Here is a 21,911-nt window from a genome sequence, read left to right as displayed (position 1 = left end):
TGGTTTGAACGCTTTTATCATGTTATTGACATTGCCGCTACTGTATTGTTCTCCCCCCATCGCTTGCGCCGCCAGCCCCAAATGCTTACATTTATCCCCTGAACCGCTTATTCTGGTAAAATACCATTGATTTACAACAATTTAAACCAAATGACGAGGCCTTTCCAAGTTATCCTGCTCCTGCTTTGCTCCGCTTTTTCCCTTTCCGCCCAGGACCTTACCACCAAATATGAGCGTACCGGCGCCAAAGAGACCGTTACTTACCCGGAATGCATCGCCTGGTGGAAAATGCTCACCAAACATTTCCCCCAGCTCAAAATGCTGGAAATCGGGCAAACAGACGCGGGATATCCCCTCCACCTCGTCATCCTTTCACAGGATAAAGATTTCAGCTTCGCCAGCCTTAAAAAGAAAGATAAACGTGTGATACTCATCAATAACGGCATCCATCCCGGTGAACCGGACGGAGTAGACGCCACCATGATGCTCTTCCGCGACATCCTCCAGGGGAAGAAACAGCTCCCGGCCAACGTCGTGCTCGCCGCCATCCCGCTCTACAACATCGGCGGTTCACTGAACAGGAGCGCCTTTTACCGGGTGGACCAGAACGGTCCCGAAGAGTTCGGCTCCCGCGGCAATGCCCAGAACCTGGACCTCAACCGTGATTTCATCAAAGCCGATTCCCGCAACGCCCGCGCCTTCCAGCAGATCTACCACCTCACAGACCCGGATGTGTTCATCGATAACCATGTGAGCAACGGCGCTGATTACCAGCATATTATGACCCTGCTCACCACCCAGCACGGCAAACTGGGCGGAGTGATGGGCGCTTTCATTCACGACACCTTCGAGCCGGGGCTGTACAAGCTCATGAAAGAAAAAGGCTACGACCTCCTCCCCTATGTAAATCACTACGGCAGCACACCAGACAGCGGCTGGGTGGCCTATGCAGACGGTCCGCGTTATTCCAGCGGCTACACCACCCTGTTCCATACCTTCGGCTTCGTGCCGGAAACGCATATGCTAAAGCCCTACAAACAGCGCGTGGAAGCTACTTACGCACTCATGGAATGTTTCATCCGCTTCACCAGCGACAATAGCGCGAAGATCCGCCAGCTGCGGGAGCAGACCAAAGCCTCCGTGAAAACGCAGGAGAAATTCCCGCTCAGCTGGAACCCGGATATGACCCGATCCGAATTCTACACCTTCAAAGGTTACGCCGCCGGCTACAAAACCAGTGAAGTATCCGGCTTGCCCCGCCTGTATTACGACCGCTCCAAACCTTACGAAAAACAGATCAGGATATTCAACACCTTCCTGCCCGGGGACTTCGTGGCCAAACCCGAAGCCTACATCATCCCGCAAGGCTGGTGGGCGGTGATAGAGCTGCTGAAGAACAACAAAGTGACCATGCGCCGCTTTACGCAGGACACGACCGTTACCGTGGAAGCCTACCGCATCGAAGATTATAAAACGCCGCAGCGGCCCTACGAGAAACACTACCTCCACAACGGGGTAAAAGTGAGCAGCAGCAAACAAACCCTCCAATTTCTGAAAGGCGATTATTACATCCCGATGAACCAAACGGCCAACCGCTATCTCATCGAAACGCTGGAACCTGCCGGCGGCGATTCATTTTTCGCCTGGAACTTTTTTGACGCCATCCTGGGACAGAAAGAAGGTTATTCCACCTATGTGTTTGAAGACACCGCCGCGGAATACCTCAAAGCGCATCCAGAGCTGAAACAGGCGCTGGAGCAACAACGCGCCAAAGACAGCACCTTCGCCAAAAGCGCCTCCGCGCAGCTGAATTTCGTGTACCGCAATTCGCCCTGGAATGAGCCGGGGTTTATGAGGTACCCGGTGTTTAGGGTGGTGAAGTGAGAAACAAAAAAGTTGTTCTTTAGGGAAACCTTCGGTATATAATTAAAAATTTACCTTCCTCACCAGCATAAACGTATGCTGTTCCCCATAGAACTGGTTATACAACAAAGCGGTCTTCCCCGGCCCCTGCTCCAGCTGCTTCACAGCGGACCATAGCCCGAAAGCGCCGGCAGTATCGTATTCGCCGCAATAAGGTTTGAAGTAGAAGGTCTTTGCATCCGGGAATTGCTGCTCCACGCCGTCATAAAAATGATCGAACTGGATGTCGCCATTGCGGCCCGATACCAGGAGGTCTATTTCCTCGGTGGCGATATTATGGGCGGAAAGAAATGTTTCAAGCGAATGGCTCAGCTCTTCCTTCGAAGGTTTGTACACCATCTTAATGCCTTCCAGGCAAATATCCGCCGGCTGTGAACTGAACAGGAAAAAAGCGGAACCTTCCCCCGCTATGGAACCGGGAGTGTTGGAAACGAACAGCTCAGCGGGTTGCGTCAGCTCGTTCTTCCAGTAACCGATGCGGCTTTTAATGTAAAAATGCTCGTCCGTGATCTCATCGAAAGCACCGGCGAGCACTTCAGTGGCATTGCCTTCCGCCAGCAGCATCATAGCGTCCAGCACGGCGTGCCCGAAGGAGAAGCCGCGGTGAACGAAGGTATTGTTGTACTCCGTGCATTGCTGCTGCAAAGCGATGAGCCCGTTCACGGAGTTGTAGGTAGACTGGATAAAGGGGGTTGGATTGAGCGCGGTTTCGGCGTAATCGCGGATGTTGTGCAGGAACTTTTCCGTGTCCTGCAAGCTGCCGCGGCCCGTGCCGGTGATGATAGCGCCGGGAATGGCAGTGTTGCTGTTGCGCAGGCATTGCAGCGCGGCCACCAGTCCCATTTTCAGCACACGGCTCATGCGGCGCAGGCTGTTGGGCGGGATGAACCCGCTGTAATCCGGTTCTTTCACACGCATCATGCTTTTGCCCTCCAGTTTGAGCAGCTGTGGCGCAAAATCGCCTGAAAAGCTCTCCTGGGGAGAGATGGCGGCACAACCCCGTATGTAGATCTTACCCTTCATATTTGCTGAACACCAGCGAAGCATTGTTCCCGCCAAAGCCGAATGAATTGGAGATCACGTTGCGCACGGGATACTCTTCCAGCAGTTTGGTTTCGGGTGTAATGCTCAGCTCTTCCATTTTTTCTGAGAAATTGAGATTGGGAAATATCATCTGCCGGTTGATGGCCAGCACGGAATAGATCGCTTCAACAGCGCCCGCCGCCGCCAGTGTGTGGCCGGTGAAAGGCTTGGTGGAACTGAATTTCGGCACTTCACTGCCAAACAGCCGTTCCAGGGCTCTGCCTTCCGACGCATCGTTGTTGAGCGTGGCGGTTCCATGCACGTTCACATATTGCACATCAGCGGTGGTTCTGCCGCTCATGGCCAGCGCTTTGCGCATGGCTTCGTAAGCGCCGTCTCCTTCAGGGGAAGGAGCGGTGGGGTGGAAAGCTTCGTTGGTATTGCACCAGCCGGTAAGCTCCGCCAGCACTCTTACTTTGCGCGCCCGCACGAGCGATTCGCTCTCCAGCACCAGGTAAGCCGCGCCTTCCCCGAGGTTCAGGCCGTTGCGCTGCTGGTCGAAGGGGCGGCAGAATTGTTTATCCGTATTCTTAAGGGAATTAAAACCGTTGATGGTAAAGCGGGTGAGCGCTTCCGTGCCGCCGCATACCGCTCTTTGCACGAGCCCCTGCTGTATGAGCCTTGCGCCGTACATCAGCGCATTGGCGGAAGAGGAACAGGCGGTGCTGATGGTGGTCACATATTCGCGGATGCCGGTTTCATCGGCTATGCGCTGGGTGCAGTCCGCACAATCCAGCGTATCGATATACCTGAGAAAGGTGCCCTCCTTCTGGGGGGCCAGTATGTCGAAATAAACTTTTTCGGTATCGCACATGCCGCCAACGGTGGAGGCATTGATGAAGGCGGCGGGCATTTCGCGGGGATTGGCTATGCCGGCGGATTGCAGGGCTTCCTGCATGGCCGTCAGCCCGAGTAAAGTGGTGCGGGTAAATTCGGGGGAGCCGGGTTTACCTGCCAGCTCAGCCAGTTCTTCGGTGCTCAGCTTCACTTCACCTACCGGCAGTATGTTCTGATGGATGGTATCGATATACCGGGTATAGCCCAGCCCGCTCTGCTGCGCACGCAGGCTGCGGAAATTCTCCTCCACATTGTTGCCAATGGCGGAGATCATACCTATCCCGGTTATAAACACACGTTCAGCCATCCCGTTATTTACCGCTTACGCCGCTTGTTTGCTTTTAATGAATTCAGCCATGGTCTGTACGCTCTGAAGGATCTTACGGCCTTCACGCGGGTCTTCCACCTTGATCTGGTAATTTCTTTCCAGCAGCACCATCAGTTCCAGGGAATCGATGCTGTCCAGGCCCAGACCTTCGCCAAACAACGGGGCATTGTCGTCTATATCCTCCGGTTTGGTATCCTGCAGGTTAAGGGCTTCGATGATCTGCTGTTTCAATTTCAATTTTAACGCTTCCATAATTGTTGTAGGTTTTACGCCCAAGGCGTATTCCAGGGGAGTAAAAATAACTGTTTTAAGGTTGTTTATAAAATGTTTATTCCTATCCGATCCTGCGCTGCTCCACGATGGCGGCAATGGCCAGCATCACCGCACCGCATCCCAGCAGCCGGGCTATATCAGGCAGCACGTACCGGGTATTGCCGTTGCGCAGGTAAATATCGTTGATGGCGTCCAGCCCCCAGCTCAGCGGGGAAAGGCGGCCGATCCGCTGCATGGTTTCAGGCATGATCTCCAGCGGTATCCAGATGCCGCCGATGGCGCTCAGGATCACGATGGAAATAGCGCCGAAGTTCAGCGCCTGGTTAGGCGTTTTGAACAGGGTACCGATCAGGATACCGTATGCCGTGGCCGTAACGCCAATGCTGGCGGCCGTCAGCAATCCCGCCGCATGATCCACTCCCAGCTGGAGCTTTGGCAGGCCCAGCTTGGGCAGCACGTAAATGCCCACCAGCATCATCAAATAAAACTGCACAATACATATGCCGACAAAAAACAGCAGCTTCCCTGAAAGGATGGAGCCGTAATTGCCGGGGATCAGCTTCATGCGCACCAGGCTGCCGTCTTCGCGCTCGCGGATCATATTGCCCGCGATCGGTATCACGATGAAGAACATGGCGAAGATGCTCCATGCCGGTACGTTGTGCTGCACGGAATTGGAGATCACGTCTATCTGTTTCCCCGCTCCCACTCCGGTTTCCCGCAGTGCCACGGCTTTCAGCTTGATGGCGGGGAAAGAATCCTGCGCGGCGGCGCTGTCCTTACTTTTCAGCTGCATCTGTATCCGTTCCAGCAGCAGGTCCGTTTGCACCTGCGTCAGGAAATTATCCAATGCCTGCTGTATGGCACTTTTGAAAGCTTTTTTGGAAGCGGGGTCGAAGTAAAGCTGCACGGCGAGCGAATCCGATACGGCGGCTTTTACCGGCAACTGTGATGCCAGGCCCATACGTTTGGAAATATCGTTGACGATCTTGTTGGCATTGCTCACGATCTCCGCGGTGGCGCCTTTGGGGATGGTGATGCTGATCTTGTATTCCCCTTCTGCTATAAGACTTTTCGCTTTTTCTTCGGTCAGCGGCTGCTGCCCGATGGAATCGATGACGTTGAACTGCCCGCTAGCCCCCAGCCCTTCGCGGATGTAGCGGCCCAGGCGGCCCTGGTCGTTGTCTACGGTCAGTATGTCGAACTTCACTTCCTGGTAATCTTTGAAAGGCGCATCCTGTATGAGGGCCATTACGGTGATGAGCACCAGGGGCATGGCAAACAGCAGCGTCAGGCCGCCTTTGTCGCGCCGCAGCAGTAACCATTCCTTTCGTATCGTTGCAATGAGCCTTAACATTTCATCTTTTTAATCCTTCACGTTTAATCCCTTACGGCGTGACCCGTATAGTGAAGGAACACATCTTCGAGGTTGCGGCAATCCGCCAGCCCGCTGATCAGTTCGGCCGGGCTGCCCTGCACCACCAGCCGGCCTTCGTCCATAATGGCAACGTCTTCGCAGATCTGCTGCGCTTCTTCCAGCAGGTGCGAGGTGTACAGCACGCTGTTGCCTTTGGCGTTGTATTCGCGCAGGAACTGCAGTATCATGCTGCGGCTCTGCACGTCCACGCCGGCGGTAGGCTCGTCCAGCACCAGCAGCTTCGGCTCGTGCAGGATGGCGGCAATGATATTGGTACGCCTTTTCATGCCACCCGAAAACTTACCTATTTCTTTATGCGCGGCCTTGTCGAGCCCGAAAGCTTCCAGGTGCGCCATCACTTTATCTTTGAGCGCTTTGCCCCTGAAGCCGTACAGGTTGCCGAAATACACGAGGTTCTCCAATGCAGTAAGCTGCGGGAACAGGGCGATCTGCTGCGGCACAATGCCCACCACACGTTTGATCTCCTCCCGCCGCCCCGCTTCCTGCGGGATGTTGAATATCTGCACCTTACCGGCATCGGCCTTCACCAGCCCGCAGAGAATGGAAATGGTGGTGGTCTTTCCCGCGCCGTTCGGCCCCAGCAAGCCCGCGATCTTACCTTCCGGGAAGGTAAACGACAGCCCATCCAGGCTGGGCGTAAGCGCGCCTGCATAGGTTTTGTGCAGATCATTCACGGCAATGCTGTTCATATCCCTGCGCTAGATTTTTACTTTGGATAAACGGCGGAACACTTTTTCCTCTTCACCGGCAATGTGCATCAGCATATTCCCGAGGTCCGCATAAGAGGTATTGTCTGCGGCCCTTGCCTTGCAAACCCTCCCGGCTGAAAACGCGAAGTTACGCCAGAGGTCGCCCACGGCGGTGAGTTCTTTGCCGATGACTTTCAGTTCCTCGTTGTTCAGCAATGCGCCTGCTTCCTGTAAAAAAGCGGCGTACATAAAACGGAAGCCCGCCCCGCCCGTGCCGATCTCTTCCTGCATGCGGATGATGTTGCCGAGGTAAAGGCCGGCCCTGCGGTCGCCCACTTTGGCCGGGTAATTTTTCACCCTTTTGGCGAGGAAGCGGATGCCTTTCACGCCGAACATCGGCATGGGGATCTTCAGCATATAATAACAGGCCTGCCTGATGCCTGCTTTGATCGGTTCCCTGAAATCGACCTGTTTGGGTACGCTTACGGGGAAATACATTTTTCCCTTGGGTTCGGGAAAACCTTTGGCGAAGCGCGCCTGCACGAGGTTTTCATGGTCGATGGTGGTCACGGTGTCCATAATGGGATCGCTCACCAGGTAATCGCCGTTCTCTTTGCCGTATACCACGAGGTTGTGCGCGTTGAAGTGAAAACGGTACGATGCGGGAAAGTATGGCAGGTAGTACACACTGCTCTGCATGCCCACGGGAATGCCTTTGGCGATCACTTCGTCCAGCGCCTGCATGGCTTTGTCGGGACTGCCGAACTTATGCGATTCCATTTTCACGCCCAGTCGTTTGCACACACGGGAAAAGATGGCGCCGGGCCATATGCGGTAAGTGGTTCCGGGCACGCCGTTCACTTTCACGAAGGGCAGGTGGCCGAAAAATATGCCCGCGCCAATGCCGAAAGCCATCGGCTCGCTGATCTGCAAACCGTAGTGGCGGAACATGTTGGAAATAACGCCGCTTTCGCAGTGGGCGGTTTGTGTGTGACTGAATTGTGTCATTGTTTTTATTTATTGGGGCCGCTGGAATGGCAGCAACTCCCCCTTTTGCAGCGTTTCGGCCGGTATCCCGAAGATGCCCGCGTAACGCGCTATCATGCCGGCGCTGAGCTTTTTGAACACGCCGGGCTTCATATGCCGTTTTACCTGCCAGCCGAATTTGCCGGCCTTGCTGGCCAGCAGCGGAAGGTCCAGCAGCGTCCTTTCCATGTAGTACGCAATGGGGCTGGCCTCGCCTGATTCAACCCTGGCACGGGTTTCAGCTACTCTTTTTTCCACTTCTTCCCAGGCCTGGTCCAGCGCCACGTTCTCCGGTTCCCAGCCTACGCTGGAAGCGGTCGTATAGTCGCCGGAGTTATCCACTGCATAGAACAACTGTTTGAATGTACCGCGATGCAGGTTGTTTCCATCCTGCGGAACTTCATCTTTTTTCATGTTTTGCAGTTTTGGAAGGGACGGGTCCCTATTATTGAAATGCAGCAGGAACCGGCATTTAACGGCCTCTGCTGCATGGAAATAATGTGTATGTGCCAGGTGTTTACACCACCGTGATATGCGCGTACGCGTAGGTAAACCTTGCGCTTTCGGGCACCATCATCACGATCGTGTCCCCTTTCTTCAGGAGGCCCTGGTTCAGCAGTTCTTCCAGCATAAAGTAAGGGGAAGCGGTGCCAACGTTGCCCACGCGGGTGAGGTTGGTGAACCATTTCTCCTGGGGTATGTGCACGCCCAGCCTGGCGATCTCCTCATCTATCCTGAAACGGAAGTATTCGGAAGAAAGGTGCGGGAGGAAGTAGGTAAGCTTGCTGATGTCGATATTGTATTTCTCCACCATGTCTTTCCACATCTGCGCGCCTGAAGGTACGATGTTCTTGCCCAGCAGGCGGGTATCCTGTTTGAAGGAAAATACGCTGTTGGCGCCCCATTCGTCGGGCGTCATGTCCGTCCAGCCTTTGGTGGTGCCATCCGGGTTTTTCACGGCGCCCGCATACATGCAGGTATCCAGGTTGTTGGCGTAGGAAGCGATCTCCACCCAGTCCACACGCAGGCTGAGGCCGTCCTCGTTGGGCTTGTCCTCGAACAAAGCGGCGCTGGCCCCGTCGGACAGCATCCAGCGGAGAAAATCTTTTTCGAATGCGATGATGGGGTTTTCCGCGAGTGATTTCAGGTTTTCGGTTTCGGGCTCAAACTTGCGGGAGAGCATCCACGCGGAGAACTTTTCGGAACCGGTGCTTACCGCGTTGCGGGTGTTGCCGCATTTCACGGACATGTAAGCGTATTTGAATGCCTGCATACCTGCCGCGCAGGCGCCGGTAGCGGCGATCAGCTCCACGGGCTGGCATTTCAGGATGCCGTGCACCATGGCGGCATGGTTAGGCAATAACTGGTCGGGCGAAGTAGTGCCACAGGCGAGCAGCTCCATGCGGCTGATGGGAAACTTGTCGTCGAACAGGCTCTCAACGGCTACGGCCGTCATTTCAGCATTGGTGTGAGTGGATTTTCCTTCTTTATCCAGTGCGTAGTAACGGGTCGTGATCTTATTGTTACCCAGGATCATCGTTCTGGCCCTGGATGGCTTACCGTCCACCATTCCGAGGATGCTTTCCATTTCATCATTCCCCACCGGCCCGTTCGGCAAAAACTTGGAGAGCCTCGTAATATATACTTCTTTCATTATTCAGTTATAGTTTATCCTTTATTGGGTTGAAGCAATACTTTGTGTTAGTCGTTTGTCAAAATTTTAAAATGGCCGTAAATATAGAATTTTGCAGGGATAATCAAATGAGATAGACGCGCTGGTAGCAGTAAAATAACGTGCTGTCAACATTCATTCCCGTAACAAATCTACGCAGAATCAGGTTCATCCTTCACGGAGCTGTATTCCTTTATAATAAGCAACGTCCCTGTTCAGTTTTTTGCGGCCCAGCAGCAGCTTCAGCCACGAAGCCACGAGGGTGAACGGCGAGAGCACCGGTATGGCCAGTAAAAGGATCATGCGGTACATGCTCACGCGGCCCTGCCGCACGCTGTCGCCTGGGCCGCCCTTTTCGCTGATATAGTTGGCCCAGAAGCGGAACGGCTTTACGCCGCGCATTTCCAGTACGATCAGCCCCGGGTTTATTTCAACGCTGTCCAGCCCCAGTAATTGTGTATGGAGGCTGTCATATTCCCTGTTCTCCGCGGCCTTCAATATCGGCTCCCCGAACTTCACGGATTCGGTGATCTCTTTTTCCTGCACGCCTGCCGGCGGGAAGATAAAAAAGGCGTCTTTTTTCCCTTTGGTAGCCCAGCGCAGGATGGTAATGAGCGACACGAGGTTGGGATGTTTGTCTGCCAACGCAATATGCCCTACCAGCCTGGCTTCCGCCTGTTTAAGATAACGTTTTACTTTTTCCTGGGCGTTGATCCACATATTGCGGCAGCCCAGCAGTGTCACTACCGGCTTGCCTTTCAGCAGGCGCTTGCCTTCCTCGCTTTGCAGGAAGGCGGCGACGGGCTGCGAGGGGCTCAGGAACCAGGGCTGGTAAGCCAGCAGCACCAGGTCGAACTCCGCCGCAGGATCCACCTTCAGCGGCATAATGTGGCGCGGCCTCGCCAGCACGGTTTCGGGCATGGCGTCAAAAAATTCCTGTTTGGACCAGGGGAATGGGAACGGCTGAACCGGTACCAGCTCCTCGAACGTAATCTCCGCCTTGCCTTTCAACGGCGCCGTCACATGATCAATGATCCTCCTCAGCTGGCCCGTTTGCGTGTAATACACTACTAATATCTTCGGTAGTTGACTCATAAACAGGTATCGGATATTCCAATAAAAACTGTAAACATACAAATTATCCGGAATTTGTTAATCCTTCTTCTTGACTGTACCGGAGCCGATCTTACTGCTTGAGATGGATGGTTCTCCTTTATAATAAACGTCACCGCTGCCGATGATATTGGTTTTCAGCTCGCGGCTGGCATGCAGGTCCACATTGCCGCTGCCGGCGATGTTCACTTCCGCTGTTTCGGCCAGCAGGGCGCCCGCATTGCAGTTACCGCTGCCTGCCACACTGATGTTCACATTCCGGGTTTCGCCTTTCAGTTCAATATCGCCGGAACCCGCCAGGTCTATGGAGATCTCGGGCGCATTGAACACGCCTTTGATATCGCCGCTGCCGGCAAGGCCGATATGCACGGGGTTGGAAGAATTGAATATGCCGCTCAGCTCCACATCGCCCGAGCCGGAAAGTTCCACGCCTTCCAGGGTTTTGGCAGACAGGTACACTTTCACGTCGCGGTGGGTGCGGATGTTCATATTCCTTTTGAAGCGGATCTCCAGCTTGTCGCCTTCGGTGACCAGTTCGATTTCCGGCAGTATATTGTCTTCCCCCTCAAGGGTAACGGTAGTGCTGCTGCCCTGTGAAACGTATACGTCCATAGAGCCGGACACTTCCAGCGCCCGGAAAGGCCCGACTTCGCGGGTTTCCTTGATCACGTTGCCGCTTCCGCTCACGCCGTCGCAGGCGGACAGGAAGGGAACGAACAAAATGAGGGATAAGAGGTATTTCAATTGCGTTTTCATAATTAGGTCAATTTGGGTAAGATTCGGGGCGGAAAATACAAAGAATTCTGCAAACCTTGCGCCGCCGCCAATTTGCGCGATATCTTGCCGAAAGCAAAAACCAAAGTCCGAAATTCCTTTATCTTTGCACCACCATGACAGAAAAGATATTGATCCTCGATTTCGGTTCCCAGTACACCCAGCTGATCGCACGCTGCATAAGGGAACTGAACGTTTATTGTGAAATACAGCCATGTACCAAACCCATCCAATGGGAAGACAGCATTAAAGGTATCATCCTCTCCGGTTCTCCGTTTTCCGTGAACGATCCCCTGGCCCCCGTAGTGGACATTAAGGCCATGGCAGACAAGGTGCCCGTTCTGGGCGTATGCTATGGCGCGCAGCTGATGGCCAAAGTGTTCGGCGGAGAAGTGGCCAAGAGCGCCCACCGCGAATACGGCCGTGCTTTTATGGAGCACAGCGACAAGGAAGAGCCCCTCTTTTATGACATTTCCCTCAAGAGCCAGGTGTGGATGAGCCATGCGGACACCATTACCCGCCTCCCTGAGTCCTTCATACCCATTGCACATACTGAAAATATCCCGGTAGCGGCTTTCAAAAGCCATACCCTCGCCAAGAACCCGCTGTTCGCCATCCAGTTCCACGCGGAAGTAACGCATTCCCTGGAAGGCAAACAGATCCTCCGCAACTTCCTCGTTCATATCTGTGGCATCAGCCAGGAATGGACCCCCGCTGCATTCGTACAGGAAACCGTAACCCGCATCAAAGAGCAGGTGGGCAACAAGAAGGTCGTAATGGCCCTCAGCGGCGGCGTGGATTCTACCGTGGCCGCAGAGCTGATCCATAAAGCCATCGGCAGCAATCTTTATTGCGTGTTCGTGGACAATGGATTGCTGCGCAAAGACGAGTTCGAAACCGTGCTCGACTCCTATAAACATATGGGGCTCAACGTAAAAGGCGTAAATGCCAAAGACCTTTTCTACGGAGAGCTCAATGGCGTAAAAGACCCCGAAGAAAAACGCAAGATCATCGGCCGCCTCTTTATCGAGGTATTCCAGCAGGAATCCGCCGAGCTGAAAGATATCCACTTCCTCGGCCAGGGCACCATTTACCCTGACGTGATCGAGTCCGTATCCGTAAACGGCCCCTCCGCCACCATCAAGAGCCACCACAACGTGGGCGGCCTGCCTGAAAAGATGAAGATGGGCCTGGTGGAGCCGCTCCGCTTCCTGTTCAAGGACGAGGTGCGCCGTGTGGGTAAAGAGATCGGCATCAGCGACATCTTCCTGGCCCGCCACCCCTTCCCGGGCCCCGGCCTGGCCATCCGCGTGCTCGGCGAGATCACCCCTGAAAAAGTGGCCATGCTCCAGGAGGCGGACGCCATTTATATAGAAAGCCTGAAAGAATCAGGCCTCTACAACCAGGTTTGGCAGGCCGGCACCATCCTGCTGCCCGTGCAGAGCGTGGGCGTAATGGGCGATGAAAGGACCTACGAGTTCACCGTTGCCCTCCGCGCCGTAACTTCCACGGACGGTATGACGGCAGATTGGGCCCATCTCCCCTACGAGTTCCTGGCAAAAGTTTCGAACGATATCATCAATAAAGTAAAAGGTATCAACCGCGTGGTGTACGACATCAGCTCCAAACCGCCGGCTACCATTGAATGGGAATAATTTAATACCGCATAAAACAGTGATTACGAACTATGGATGAGTTATTTTTTTCATCCGTAGTTCGTAATTTCTTTTTCCTGTGGAATGATTTTTGCAATTTTGGCACCATATGAACCGATCGAGAACATTTAGCAGTCTTGCCCTGACCATATCCGTCATGTTGATGATGCAAGCCTGTAGCATTTTCCGGCCCGCAGCCACGAAAACGGACGGTCCTCCCCCTGAGCTGAGCAAGCCTAAACCTGTTGAAAAACAACCGGAAACAAAGGAACCCGAAGCAAAGGCCGCTCCCTTCAACGTACCGGCCTTCGCGAAGGAAGTAAAGCGCAACAGCTACCATGTAGCCGTTTTCGCCCCGTTGTACCTGGATTCCGTTTTTGCCGCCTCGCTCGAAATTCCCGGGAGAACCATGCCTCGCTACGTGCTGCCCGGTCTCGAGTTTTACGAAGGCGTACAGCTGGCCCTGGATTCATTGCAGGGCCGCGGCCTCCAGCTTACGGTGCAGGTGTTCGACAACAAAGGCCGCACAAATGATGTGGCGACCGTGCTGCGCACCCGCCAGCTGGATAATGCAGACCTGATCATCGGCGCCGTAGGCACCCCTGAATTCAAGCTGCTCAGCGACTTCGCCAAACAAAAAGAGATCAACTTCGTGTCCGCCACCTATCCCAACGACGGCGGCGTTACCGAAAATCCTTTCCTGCTCATCGCCAACAGCACCCTCCGCGCCCACGTGGAAGCCATGCACGACTATGCGCAGAGAGGATTCGCCAATAAGAACATCATCATCCTTCGCAGGAACACCAACTTCGAAGCAGGCATTGCCGGCAATATTAAAGCGGCGTACGAGAAAATGGACTACGACAAAAAAGCCCGCCTGCGCGAACTGGTATGGAGCGACGCTACCACCGAAGGCGAGCTGAGCCAGCTGCTGCTCACGGACCGGCCCAATCTTATCATCATCACCGCGCTGGATGAGGTGGGCGCCAAAAGTATTCTGCGGAAACTGGCCCCGCAAAAAGGCACCTACCCCATGCAGGTGTTCGGCATGCCCACCTGGGACGCGATGAAGTTCAAAGAGCCTGAGTTCAGCGGCATCACCATGTATTATTCTTCGCCTTACTACAACGACAAAACGGATATCTACAGCAAATACGTGAACGACCAGTTCAGGAAAGTGTACAAAGCCCGCCCCTCGGACATGGCGTTCAAAGGATTCGAGCTTACCTGGTATTTCGTGAACCTGCTTCACCAGGACGGCCTGTATTTCAACAAAGACGTGAACAAGCCCGCCAACCGCGTGTTCACCGCTTTCAATTTCCAGCCGGTGTACCTGAAAGAAGGAGAATCCGTACCCGATTATTTCGAGAATAAAAATATTTATATCATCCAGAAGGGCGATAGCGCCGATTTCAGGATGAATACCGCATTATAATTATAAATGCTGTGCATACAGCTGCAGGAAAGGGGATCGCCGGCAACGGCCGTCCCCTTTTTGTCTTAAATTAGGTTATACATGCAACCCGTACTCACATTTACAGACAGCGGTATTTACTGCCCCGCCGGGGATTTTTATATAGATCCCTGGAAACCCGTGAACCGTGCGGTGATCACCCATGCCCATGCGGATCATGCGCGGCCTGAGAACCGGAAATATCTCTGTACGAAAGATTCCGTCCCCCTGCTGCATCTGCGTTTGGGGCAGGACATTGCCGTGCAGGGAATGGGCTGGAACGAAACCCTGCAAATGAACGGGGCAACCATATCCTTCCATCCAGCGGGCCACATGATCGGCTCCGCGCAGGTGAAGGTGACCGTGGGCGGGCAGACCTGGGTGGCCAGCGGCGACTACAAAACCGAGAACGACGGCATTTCCGGCCAGTTTGAGCCCGTACCCTGCCATGTTTTTATTACCGAAAGCACGTTCGGCCTGCCGATCTATCACTGGCGGCCACAGTCTGCCCTCTTCAGCGATATGGAAGATTGGGTGAAGGCAAACGAGCAGTCGGGGAAGAACAGCATTTTGCTGGGATACAGCCTGGGCAAGGCACAACGGTTAATGTATAATTTGCAGCATACCGGCAGGCATTTCCTTGTGCACGGCGCCATTTACAACGCCCATGAAACATTGCGGAACGCTGGCTGGAACCTGCCGCCGGTGGAGCTGATCACCCAGGAAACGCCGAAAGAACGGTTCAAGAACAGCATCATCATAGCGCCGCCATCCACGGCAGACAGTACCTGGATGCGGCGTTTCGCCCCTTATTCCCTCGGCGTGTGCAGCGGCTGGATGCAGGTACGCGGCAATGCCAGGAGAATGAACGCAGATGCAGGTTTCGCGATATCCGACCATGCGGACTGGCAGGGTTTGCTGGACAGCATCCGGCAAACCGGGGCGGAAAAAGTATTCGCCACACATGGGTTCAGCAGCGTGCTGGCACGTTACCTGCAGGAAAATGGCATACAGGCCGAAGAAGTGAAAACCGCGTTTGGCGGCGAAGAAGAAACGGCCGTACAAACTCCGGCGTAAAAAGAAGAAGCATATGCACCACTTCTCGCAACTCATATCCACACTGGCCGGCAGCACCAAAACCAACGAAAAGCTGGAAGCGCTGAGCAGCTATTTCGCCACGGCGGATGAGCGCGATAAGCCCTGGGTGCTGGCCCTCTTTTCAGGCCGCAGGCCCAAGCGGGTGGTGAACTCCACGCAGCTGCGGCAGTGGTGTATGGAAGCCGCCGCATTGCCCGAATGGCTCTTTTCGGAATGTTATCATACCGTGGGCGATCTCGCGGAAACCATCGCGCTGCTGCTGCCTCCGCCGGAAATTAAAGCCGCTCCACAGCCGCTGCACTACTGGCTGGACGCGCTACTCAAACTTGAAAAAGCGCCTGAAGCAGAAAAAGCCGCGTTCATCCGCAATGCATGGAACCAGATGCAGCCCAACGAACGTTTCGTGTTCAACAAACTTATCACCGGTGGCTTCCGCATCGGCGTATCGCAAAGCATGATCGTGAACGCACTGTCGCGCACCTATGAGCTGGAAGCGGCCGTGGTGTCGCATATGATCAGCGGCAACTGGGACCCGCAGCAGATCACGCTGCCGCAGCTGCTCAGCGACGCGGCCAGCAATCCCGACGATTCCAAACCTTACCCTTTTTTCCTGGCCTATGCGCTGGAAAACAAACCCGAAGAGCTGGGCGAACCGCAGGACTGGCAGGCGGAATGGAAGTGGGACGGCATCCGCGGGCAGGTCATCCGCCGCAACGGGCAATTGTTCATCTGGTCGCGGGGAGAAGAGCTGATCACCGAGAAATTCCCGGAGCTTACGGCCCTGCTGCCTTTTTTGCCTGACGGGGTGGCGATCGACGGGGAAATACTTGCCTACGATCAGCAACAGCAGCGGCCTCTGCCATTCCAGGCTTTGCAGACGCGCATCGGGAGGAAGAACCTTACCAAAAAACAATTGCAGGAAGCACCCGTGGCCTTTCTCAGCTACGACCTGCTGGAATGGAACGGGGAAGACATCCGGCTGCTGCCGCTGCACGACCGGCGCCGGCTGCTGGAAGAGCTTGTATCAAAGGTGAACCAGCCGTCCCTTCGCACTTCGCCCCCCATCACGTACAGTAGCTGGAACGAGCTGGCCGCCATCCGCCTTCGCTCCCGCGACAATGGCAGCGAAGGCATCATGCTGAAAAAAACAACATCCACCTACCAGGTAGGCCGCCGCCGCGGCGACTGGTGGAAATGGAAAATAGATCCCTTTACCGTGGACGCCGTGATGGTATATGCGCAAAAAGGCCATGGCCGCCGCTCCAACCTGTATACCGATTACACTTTCGCCGTGCGCAACGGCGACCAGCTGGTGCCCTTCGCCAAAGCCTACTCAGGGCTTACAGACAAGGAGATCGCCGAAGTGGACAACTGGGTGAAACGCAATGCCGTGGAGAAATTCGGGCCGGTGCGGACCGTAAAGCCCGAGCTGGTATTCGAGATCGCGTTCGAAGGCATTGCCGCTTCCAACCGCCATAAATCGGGCATCGCGCTGCGTTTCCCGCGCATCCACCGCTGGCGGCAGGACAAACCTGTGTCCGAGATCAATACGCTCGACGACCTGAAAGAATTGCTGCGTCTGCAGGGTGGCGCATGATATTTTTCAAGCCCGAACCGGAGTATAAAAAACGGGGCGATACCCGCGCCCATAGCGGGTATGAGCAGTGCCGGCTATTACCCCTTTAGTCTACAGAATTAGTGTCGGGAAACTCCCCTACCTTTACTTTCGCCGGATACGCAACCGGCCGCCAAAACATCCTTTGTGCAAAAGAAAAACACAAGAGGGAAGGACCAATCATACGCAAACCAACATTAAAAAAACGCAATTGTACCAGCCATTGCTATGATTCAGGCTTTCTGATGTGCCGCATACCGGATGCATCCTATTACACGTGAAAATTGTTGCAAGGAAAAATGGAACTGCATGCATTATTGTTGTTAGTCGGGCTCGGGTTTCTCATTGGTACCTTCGGTACGCTGATCGGCGCAGGCGGAGGATTTATTCTCATGCCCCTGTTGCTGCTTATCTATCCCGATATGCCGCCGGATGTGCTTACCAGCATATCGCTTGCCGTGGTGTGCCTGAACGCCACTTCCGGCTCCGTGGCCTATGCCCGGAAGAAACGCATCGATTATAAATCGGCCTGGGTGTTTGCCCTGGCGACCTTACCGGGCGCGGTATTCGGAGCAATGGCCACTTCTTATATTTCCCGCCATACTTTTAATATCATTTTAGGCGTGCTGCTGATCGTGATCGCTATATTCCTGATCCTGAAACCCAAACAGGGCGGCTATGCCGGCCGGAACAGCACGGGAAAATGCGTAGAGCGCGACATCAGGGAAAGAAACGGGGAAGAGCACCATTACAAGTTCAATATCTGGTACGGCATCGGCATCAGTTTCCTGGTGGGTTTCATCAGCAGCCTGCTGGGCATCGGCGGCGGCATCATCCATGTGCCCGCGCTGATCAGCCTGCTCAATTTCCCTATCCACATCGCAACGGCCACTTCGCATTTTATACTCGCCATTATGTCGCTTGCCGGCACCATCGTGCATATGATACAAGGCAGTTTCTGGGAAGGCTGGCAAACGGCGCTGGCCATCGGCACCGGCGTGATACTGGGCGCGCAGCTTGGCGCGGGGCTTTCCAGCAGGGTTAAACCGAAAGGGATCATCCTCGCATTGGCAGGAGCGCTGTTGCTCGTGGGTGTCCGTTTGCTGTTCACCTGAGTTATTGCAGCAGGAAGCTCATGACGAACAATACCGCCAGCACGTACATCACCGGGCTGATCTCTTTGTAACGCCCGGTGAACACTTTCAGCAACACATAGCTCAGCATGCCGAACACGATCCCTTCCGCGATGCTGTAAGTGTAAGGCATCATCACAATGGCCAGGAACGCGGGGATCGCTTCCGTTACATCCTCAAAATTTATTTTCACCACCGCGCCCATCATCAGCATACCCACAATGATCAACGCCGGGGCGGTAGCCGCCGCGGGTATCATGGCGAACAAAGGGGCGAAGAACAAGGCCAGCAGGAACATTGCGGCCACTGTTACCGCCGTAAGCCCCGTTCTGCCGCCTGAAGCAATGCCGCTGGCACTTTCCACATACGCCGTTACCACGCTTGTGCCAAGCAGCGCGCCGGCCGTAGTGCCCACCGCATCCGCAAACAATGCCTGCTTCGCCCTTGGAATGCGGCCCTGCGCATCCAGCAGCCCGGCTTTGTTGCAAAGACCGATGAGCGTGCCCACCGTATCGAACAGGTTCACCATCAGCAGCGTGAAAAGGATCACCACCATATCCAGCGAAAATATCTTACTGAATTCCAGCTTAAATGCGATCGGTGAAATATCCGGCGGCAGGCTTACCAGCGAGCCCCCTGCCGGCCAGTGCGTAATGCCGAAGGGAATGCCCGCCAGCGTTGCGATCAGTATGCCGAGCAGCAGCGCCGCGTTCACTTTCCGGTACATCAGCACCGCGCTCACGATCAAACCTATGAGTGCGATCAGCGGCCCTGCGCTGGCGATATTCCCGATCCTGAGGATCACGCCGTCCAGCCGCCCCTCTCCCACATGCCGCATGCCCGTTTCAATAATTCCCGCGTTGGCCATGCCTATCAGCGCGATCAGCAGGCCGATGCCCACTGAAATGGCGTGCTTGAGATTTTCCGGTATGCTGTTGATGATCGCTTCCCGGATATGAAAAAGCGAGAGGAAAATAAAAATGATCCCTTCCAGGAAAACGGCCGTGAGCGCGAACTGCCAACTGTAGCCCATGCCCAGCACAATGGTGTAGGCAAAAAAAGCGTTCAGTCCCATGCCCGGCGCCAGCCCGATGGGCAGCCTGGCATACAGCCCCATTACCAGCGTGCCGATGGCGGCTGCCAGTGCCGTAGCCGTGATCAGCGCGTTAAAATCCATCCCGGTTTTTGAAAGGATCATGGGGTTCACCGCCAGGATGTAGGCCATGGTGGAAAAGGTGGTAAGCCCCGCCAGCAGTTCTTTCCTGACGGTAGTACCGTTCTCGTGCAAACGAAAAATATCACGCATACGGCAAAGGTAGTCCTTGCCCGAATTTTTCCTAATTTCATGCAAAATGAAACAGACACCCGGCTGGCAAGCGATAGAACAGTGGCTGGCGGCGAAAGAACTCAAGCCGTTCGCATTCCAGGAAGAAGCATGGGAACACTACCTCCATGGCCGCTCAGGCCTTGTGAACGCCCCTACGGGCTTTGGTAAAACATTTTCCTTATTCCTCGGCACGGTCATCCGCTGGATCAACGAAAATCCCGGTTACCGCAATAAAACCACCAATGGTTTACAGCTGTTGTGGGTCACCCCGCTGCGCGCGCTCGCCAAAGACATCGGGCGCGCCATGGAAGAGGCCCTGCACGAGCTGAAAGTGCCCTGGAAAGTAGGCATCCGCAGCGGCGATACAGCCACTGCCGTGCGTGAGCAGCAGAAAAAGCAGATGCCGGAAGTGCTCATCATCACCCCCGAATCCATCCACATCCTGCTGGCTCAGAAAGAATACCCCAAACGTTTTGCCACACTGCATACCGTGGTGGTAGACGAATGGCACGAACTGCTGGGCAGCAAACGCGGCGTGATGGTGGAGCTGGGGCTCAGCCGCCTGCACGGGCTCAGGCCGGGGCTGCAGGTATGGGGCATATCCGCTACCATCGGCAACCTGGACGAAGCCCTGGAAGTGCTCATGGGCAAGCCTTCCCCCGCGCATGTGATCGTCAAAGCAGCGGTCAAAAAAGAGATCGACGTGCAGTGCATTTTGCCTGATGAGATCGAAAAATACCCGTGGGCGGGGCATATGGGGCTGAAGCTCCTGCACAAAGTGTTGCCCGTGATATTAGAAAGTAATACCACCCTCCTGTTCACCAACACCCGCGGCCAGTCGGAAATATGGTACCACCAGATACTGAAGGAATGCCCCGAACTGGCCGGCGCTATGGCCCTTCACCATGGCTCCATAGATGCGGAACTGCGCATCTGGGTGGAAGAAGCGTTGCATACCGGCACCTTAAAGCTGGTGGTATGCACCTCCAGTCTCGACCTGGGCGTGGATTTCCGACCGGTGGACACGGTGATACAGGTGGGCAGTCCCAAAGGCGTGGCGCGTTTCCTGCAACGTGCCGGGCGCAGCGGCCACCGTCCTGATGCCGTGAGCAAGATCTGGTTCCTGCCTACGCATTCGCTGGAACTGGTGGAAGCAGCGGCGCTGAAAGACGCGATGAAAGAAAACCTCATCGAAAGCCGCATGCCCGTTGTGCTCGCGTACGACGTGCTGCTGCAATACCTGATGACGCTCGGCGTGTCCGACGGGTTCAACGCGGATGAAATCTGGGCGGAAGTATCCAATACCTTTTGTTATAAAGACATGGCCGCCGAAGAATGGCAATGGGTGCTGGCTTTCCTCACCACGGGCGGCGATGCCCTGCAGACCTACGATGAATTTCACAAGCTCCACCGCGTTGGCGATATGTACCACTGCGTAAGCCGCCAGCAGGCCATGCGCCACCGGCTGCACATCGGCACCATCGTGAGCGACGCCATGCTGAAAGTGCGGTTCATGACCGGCGGGTTCATCGGGCTGATAGAAGAATATTTCATTTCCCGCCTTTCGCCGGGAGACAGCTTCCGGCTCAGCGGCCAGAACCTGGAATATGTGATGATCAAGGACATGACCGTATTGGTGCGGAAAAGCAAATCCAAGAAAAGTATCGTACCCAGCTGGAACGGAGGCAGGATGCCGCTTTCAGCGAACCTCGGCATGATGCTCCGGCGCAAGTTCCACGAAGCGATGGCTGGTACGGCGAAGGAAGAAGAGATCGCCATTCTCGGGCCGCTCTTCGACCTGCAGCAAATGTTGTCGCACATCCCGCGGGAGAACGAACTGCTGATGGAGCAGATCGAAACAGACGATGGCTACCATCTTTTTGTATATCCTTTCGAAGGCAGGCTGGTACATGAAGTGATGGCTATGCTCCTCGCCTGGCGCATCAGCCAGCAGCACCCGATCACCTTTTCCATCGCGATGAACGATTATGGTTTCGAGCTGTTGTCTGACCAGCCGATACCGGTAGACGATACAAATGCCCAGGAATTATTTTCGCTGGACAACCTCAACATCGACCTGCAAAACAGCGTGAACGCCACCGAAATGGCCCGCCGTAAATTCCGGGATATTGCCGTAATAGCGGGGCTGGTATTCCAGGGTTTCCCCGGGCAGCACAAGGCGAACCGTCACCTGCAATCTTCCGCCAGCCTGCTGTTCAAGGTGTTTGAAGATTACGACGCGCAAAATATATTGGTGCGGCAGGCGTTTAATGAGGCGTTCTTTTACCAGATGGAAGAGGCCCGCCTTCGCGAAACGCTGGCGCGCATCAGCAACGATAAGATCGTGATCACCTTCCCGCAACGGCTTACGCCGTTCTGTTTCCCGATCAAGGTGGACAGTTTGCGGGAAGAGCTGACCAGCGAGAAGCTGGAGGACAGGATCAAGAAGATGATCCTCTGGCAATGAGTTTTAA

General features: G+C 54.9%; 18 protein-coding genes. 7 read left to right on the top strand and 11 right to left on the bottom strand.

Annotated elements, in window-relative coordinates; all coding sequences use genetic code 11:
- Positions 1–150 precede the first annotated feature (150 nt).
- A complete protein-coding gene (locus tag ACTJIK_RS07845) occupies positions 151–1,884 on the top strand; it encodes a M14 family metallopeptidase (protein ID WP_440645807.1) in 1,734 nt (577 codons plus the stop codon).
- Between the two features lie 42 nt (positions 1,885–1,926).
- Here the strand turns inward: ACTJIK_RS07845 and ACTJIK_RS07840 are convergent, their stop codons facing one another.
- The 10 genes from ACTJIK_RS07840 to ACTJIK_RS07795 all read right to left on the bottom strand — a co-directional run bounded on the left by ACTJIK_RS07840 (position 1,927) and on the right by ACTJIK_RS07795 (position 11,138).
- Positions 1,927–2,946, bottom strand: a complete 1,020-nt coding sequence (locus ACTJIK_RS07840) for a beta-ketoacyl synthase chain length factor (RefSeq protein ID WP_440645806.1) — start codon at positions 2,944–2,946, stop codon at positions 1,927–1,929.
- Positions 2,936–4,150 carry a beta-ketoacyl-[acyl-carrier-protein] synthase family protein gene (locus tag ACTJIK_RS07835; RefSeq protein ID WP_440645805.1) on the bottom strand — a complete coding sequence of 405 codons (1,215 nt, stop codon included), beginning with the start codon at positions 4,148–4,150 and terminating at the stop codon, positions 2,936–2,938. Before ACTJIK_RS07835 ends, ACTJIK_RS07840 begins: the two co-directional genes overlap by 11 nt.
- Before the next feature lie 15 nt (positions 4,151–4,165).
- A complete protein-coding gene (locus ACTJIK_RS07830; RefSeq protein WP_346315975.1) occupies positions 4,166–4,423 on the bottom strand; it encodes a phosphopantetheine-binding protein in 258 nt (85 codons plus the stop codon).
- A gap of 82 nt (positions 4,424–4,505) precedes the next feature.
- The gene (locus ACTJIK_RS07825; RefSeq protein ID WP_440645804.1) at positions 4,506–5,801 is read right to left on the bottom strand and encodes an ABC transporter permease; all 1,296 of its coding nucleotides are present in this window, start codon (positions 5,799–5,801) and stop codon (positions 4,506–4,508) included.
- A gap of 23 nt (positions 5,802–5,824) precedes the next feature.
- Positions 5,825–6,571 (bottom strand): ABC transporter ATP-binding protein, encoded by a 747-nt coding sequence (locus tag ACTJIK_RS07820; RefSeq protein WP_440645803.1) that lies wholly within the window; start codon positions 6,569–6,571, stop codon positions 5,825–5,827.
- 9 nt (positions 6,572–6,580) lie between these two features.
- Positions 6,581–7,579 carry a BtrH N-terminal domain-containing protein gene (locus ACTJIK_RS07815; RefSeq protein WP_440645802.1) on the bottom strand — a complete coding sequence of 333 codons (999 nt, stop codon included), beginning with the start codon at positions 7,577–7,579 and terminating at the stop codon, positions 6,581–6,583.
- A gap of 9 nt (positions 7,580–7,588) precedes the next feature.
- Entirely contained in the window at positions 7,589–8,011 is a 423-nt protein-coding gene (locus ACTJIK_RS07810; RefSeq protein ID WP_440645801.1) for a hypothetical protein, read from the bottom strand.
- A 103-nt stretch (positions 8,012–8,114) separates the two neighbouring features.
- A complete protein-coding gene (locus ACTJIK_RS07805) occupies positions 8,115–9,251 on the bottom strand; it encodes a beta-ketoacyl-ACP synthase III (RefSeq protein WP_440645800.1) in 1,137 nt (378 codons plus the stop codon).
- Positions 9,252–9,437: 186 nt separating this feature from the next.
- On the bottom strand, positions 9,438–10,364 hold the full coding sequence (locus ACTJIK_RS07800) for a hypothetical protein (protein ID WP_440645799.1): 927 nt from the start codon (positions 10,362–10,364) through the stop codon (positions 9,438–9,440).
- Between the two features lie 57 nt (positions 10,365–10,421).
- Positions 10,422–11,138, bottom strand: a complete 717-nt coding sequence (locus ACTJIK_RS07795; RefSeq protein ID WP_440645798.1) for a head GIN domain-containing protein — start codon at positions 11,136–11,138, stop codon at positions 10,422–10,424.
- Between the two features lie 134 nt (positions 11,139–11,272).
- Here ACTJIK_RS07795 and guaA point away from each other — a divergent pair, with 134 nt between their 5' ends.
- The 5 genes from guaA to ACTJIK_RS07770 all read left to right on the top strand — a co-directional run bounded on the left by guaA (position 11,273) and on the right by ACTJIK_RS07770 (position 18,092).
- Positions 11,273–12,811, top strand: coding sequence for a glutamine-hydrolyzing GMP synthase (guaA, locus tag ACTJIK_RS07790; protein ID WP_440645797.1), 1,539 nt, complete (start codon positions 11,273–11,275; stop codon positions 12,809–12,811).
- A gap of 163 nt (positions 12,812–12,974) precedes the next feature.
- Positions 12,975–14,246, top strand: coding sequence for an ABC transporter substrate-binding protein (locus ACTJIK_RS07785; protein WP_440645796.1), 1,272 nt, complete (start codon positions 12,975–12,977; stop codon positions 14,244–14,246).
- Positions 14,247–14,327: 81 nt separating this feature from the next.
- A complete protein-coding gene (locus ACTJIK_RS07780) occupies positions 14,328–15,341 on the top strand; it encodes a ligase-associated DNA damage response exonuclease (protein WP_440645795.1) in 1,014 nt (337 codons plus the stop codon).
- A gap of 13 nt (positions 15,342–15,354) precedes the next feature.
- On the top strand, positions 15,355–16,959 hold the full coding sequence (locus tag ACTJIK_RS07775) for an ATP-dependent DNA ligase (RefSeq protein WP_440645794.1): 1,605 nt from the start codon (positions 15,355–15,357) through the stop codon (positions 16,957–16,959).
- A 317-nt stretch (positions 16,960–17,276) separates the two neighbouring features.
- Positions 17,277–18,092: a sulfite exporter TauE/SafE family protein gene (locus ACTJIK_RS07770; RefSeq protein ID WP_440645793.1), complete on the top strand. Its 816-nt coding sequence runs from the start codon at positions 17,277–17,279 to the stop codon at positions 18,090–18,092.
- A 1-nt stretch (position 18,093) separates the two neighbouring features.
- Here the strand turns inward: ACTJIK_RS07770 and ACTJIK_RS07765 are convergent, their stop codons facing one another.
- Entirely contained in the window at positions 18,094–19,416 is a 1,323-nt protein-coding gene (locus tag ACTJIK_RS07765; RefSeq protein WP_440645792.1) for an NCS2 family permease, read from the bottom strand.
- Between the two features lie 46 nt (positions 19,417–19,462).
- On the opposite strand from ACTJIK_RS07765, the gene ACTJIK_RS07760 reads away from it, so the two are divergent.
- On the top strand, positions 19,463–21,904 hold the full coding sequence (locus ACTJIK_RS07760) for a ligase-associated DNA damage response DEXH box helicase (protein ID WP_440645791.1): 2,442 nt from the start codon (positions 19,463–19,465) through the stop codon (positions 21,902–21,904).
- Positions 21,905–21,911: the final 7 nt, after the last annotated feature.

Source organism: Chitinophaga sp. 22620 (assembly GCF_052044405.1).
GTDB lineage: Bacteria > Bacteroidota > Bacteroidia > Chitinophagales > Chitinophagaceae > Chitinophaga.
The sequence above is the reverse complement of the archived record's forward strand: the minus strand, read 5'-3'. Positions and strand labels throughout refer to the sequence as shown.

Bases quoted from the DNA above. Each gene is read 5' to 3' on its own strand.
- ACTJIK_RS07845 (WP_440645807.1), top strand. From the start codon at position 151: ATGACGAGGCCTTTCCAAGTTATCCTGCTCCTGCTTTGCTCCGCTTTT.
- ACTJIK_RS07840 (WP_440645806.1), bottom strand. From the start codon at position 2,946: ATGAAGGGTAAGATCTACATACGGGGTTGTGCCGCCATCTCTCCCCAG.
- ACTJIK_RS07835 (WP_440645805.1), bottom strand. From the start codon at position 4,150: ATGGCTGAACGTGTGTTTATAACCGGGATAGGTATGATCTCCGCCATT.
- ACTJIK_RS07830 (WP_346315975.1), bottom strand. From the start codon at position 4,423: ATGGAAGCGTTAAAATTGAAATTGAAACAGCAGATCATCGAAGCCCTT.
- ACTJIK_RS07825 (WP_440645804.1), bottom strand. From the start codon at position 5,801: ATGTTAAGGCTCATTGCAACGATACGAAAGGAATGGTTACTGCTGCGG.
- ACTJIK_RS07820 (WP_440645803.1), bottom strand. From the start codon at position 6,571: ATGAACAGCATTGCCGTGAATGATCTGCACAAAACCTATGCAGGCGCG.
- ACTJIK_RS07815 (WP_440645802.1), bottom strand. From the start codon at position 7,579: ATGACACAATTCAGTCACACACAAACCGCCCACTGCGAAAGCGGCGTT.
- ACTJIK_RS07810 (WP_440645801.1), bottom strand. From the start codon at position 8,011: ATGAAAAAAGATGAAGTTCCGCAGGATGGAAACAACCTGCATCGCGGT.
- ACTJIK_RS07805 (WP_440645800.1), bottom strand. From the start codon at position 9,251: ATGAAAGAAGTATATATTACGAGGCTCTCCAAGTTTTTGCCGAACGGG.
- ACTJIK_RS07800 (WP_440645799.1), bottom strand. From the start codon at position 10,364: ATGAGTCAACTACCGAAGATATTAGTAGTGTATTACACGCAAACGGGC.
- ACTJIK_RS07795 (WP_440645798.1), bottom strand. From the start codon at position 11,138: ATGAAAACGCAATTGAAATACCTCTTATCCCTCATTTTGTTCGTTCCC.
- guaA (WP_440645797.1), top strand. From the start codon at position 11,273: ATGACAGAAAAGATATTGATCCTCGATTTCGGTTCCCAGTACACCCAG.
- ACTJIK_RS07785 (WP_440645796.1), top strand. From the start codon at position 12,975: ATGATGCAAGCCTGTAGCATTTTCCGGCCCGCAGCCACGAAAACGGAC.
- ACTJIK_RS07780 (WP_440645795.1), top strand. From the start codon at position 14,328: ATGCAACCCGTACTCACATTTACAGACAGCGGTATTTACTGCCCCGCC.
- ACTJIK_RS07775 (WP_440645794.1), top strand. From the start codon at position 15,355: ATGCACCACTTCTCGCAACTCATATCCACACTGGCCGGCAGCACCAAA.
- ACTJIK_RS07770 (WP_440645793.1), top strand. From the start codon at position 17,277: ATGGAACTGCATGCATTATTGTTGTTAGTCGGGCTCGGGTTTCTCATT.
- ACTJIK_RS07765 (WP_440645792.1), bottom strand. From the start codon at position 19,416: ATGCGTGATATTTTTCGTTTGCACGAGAACGGTACTACCGTCAGGAAA.
- ACTJIK_RS07760 (WP_440645791.1), top strand. From the start codon at position 19,463: ATGAAACAGACACCCGGCTGGCAAGCGATAGAACAGTGGCTGGCGGCG.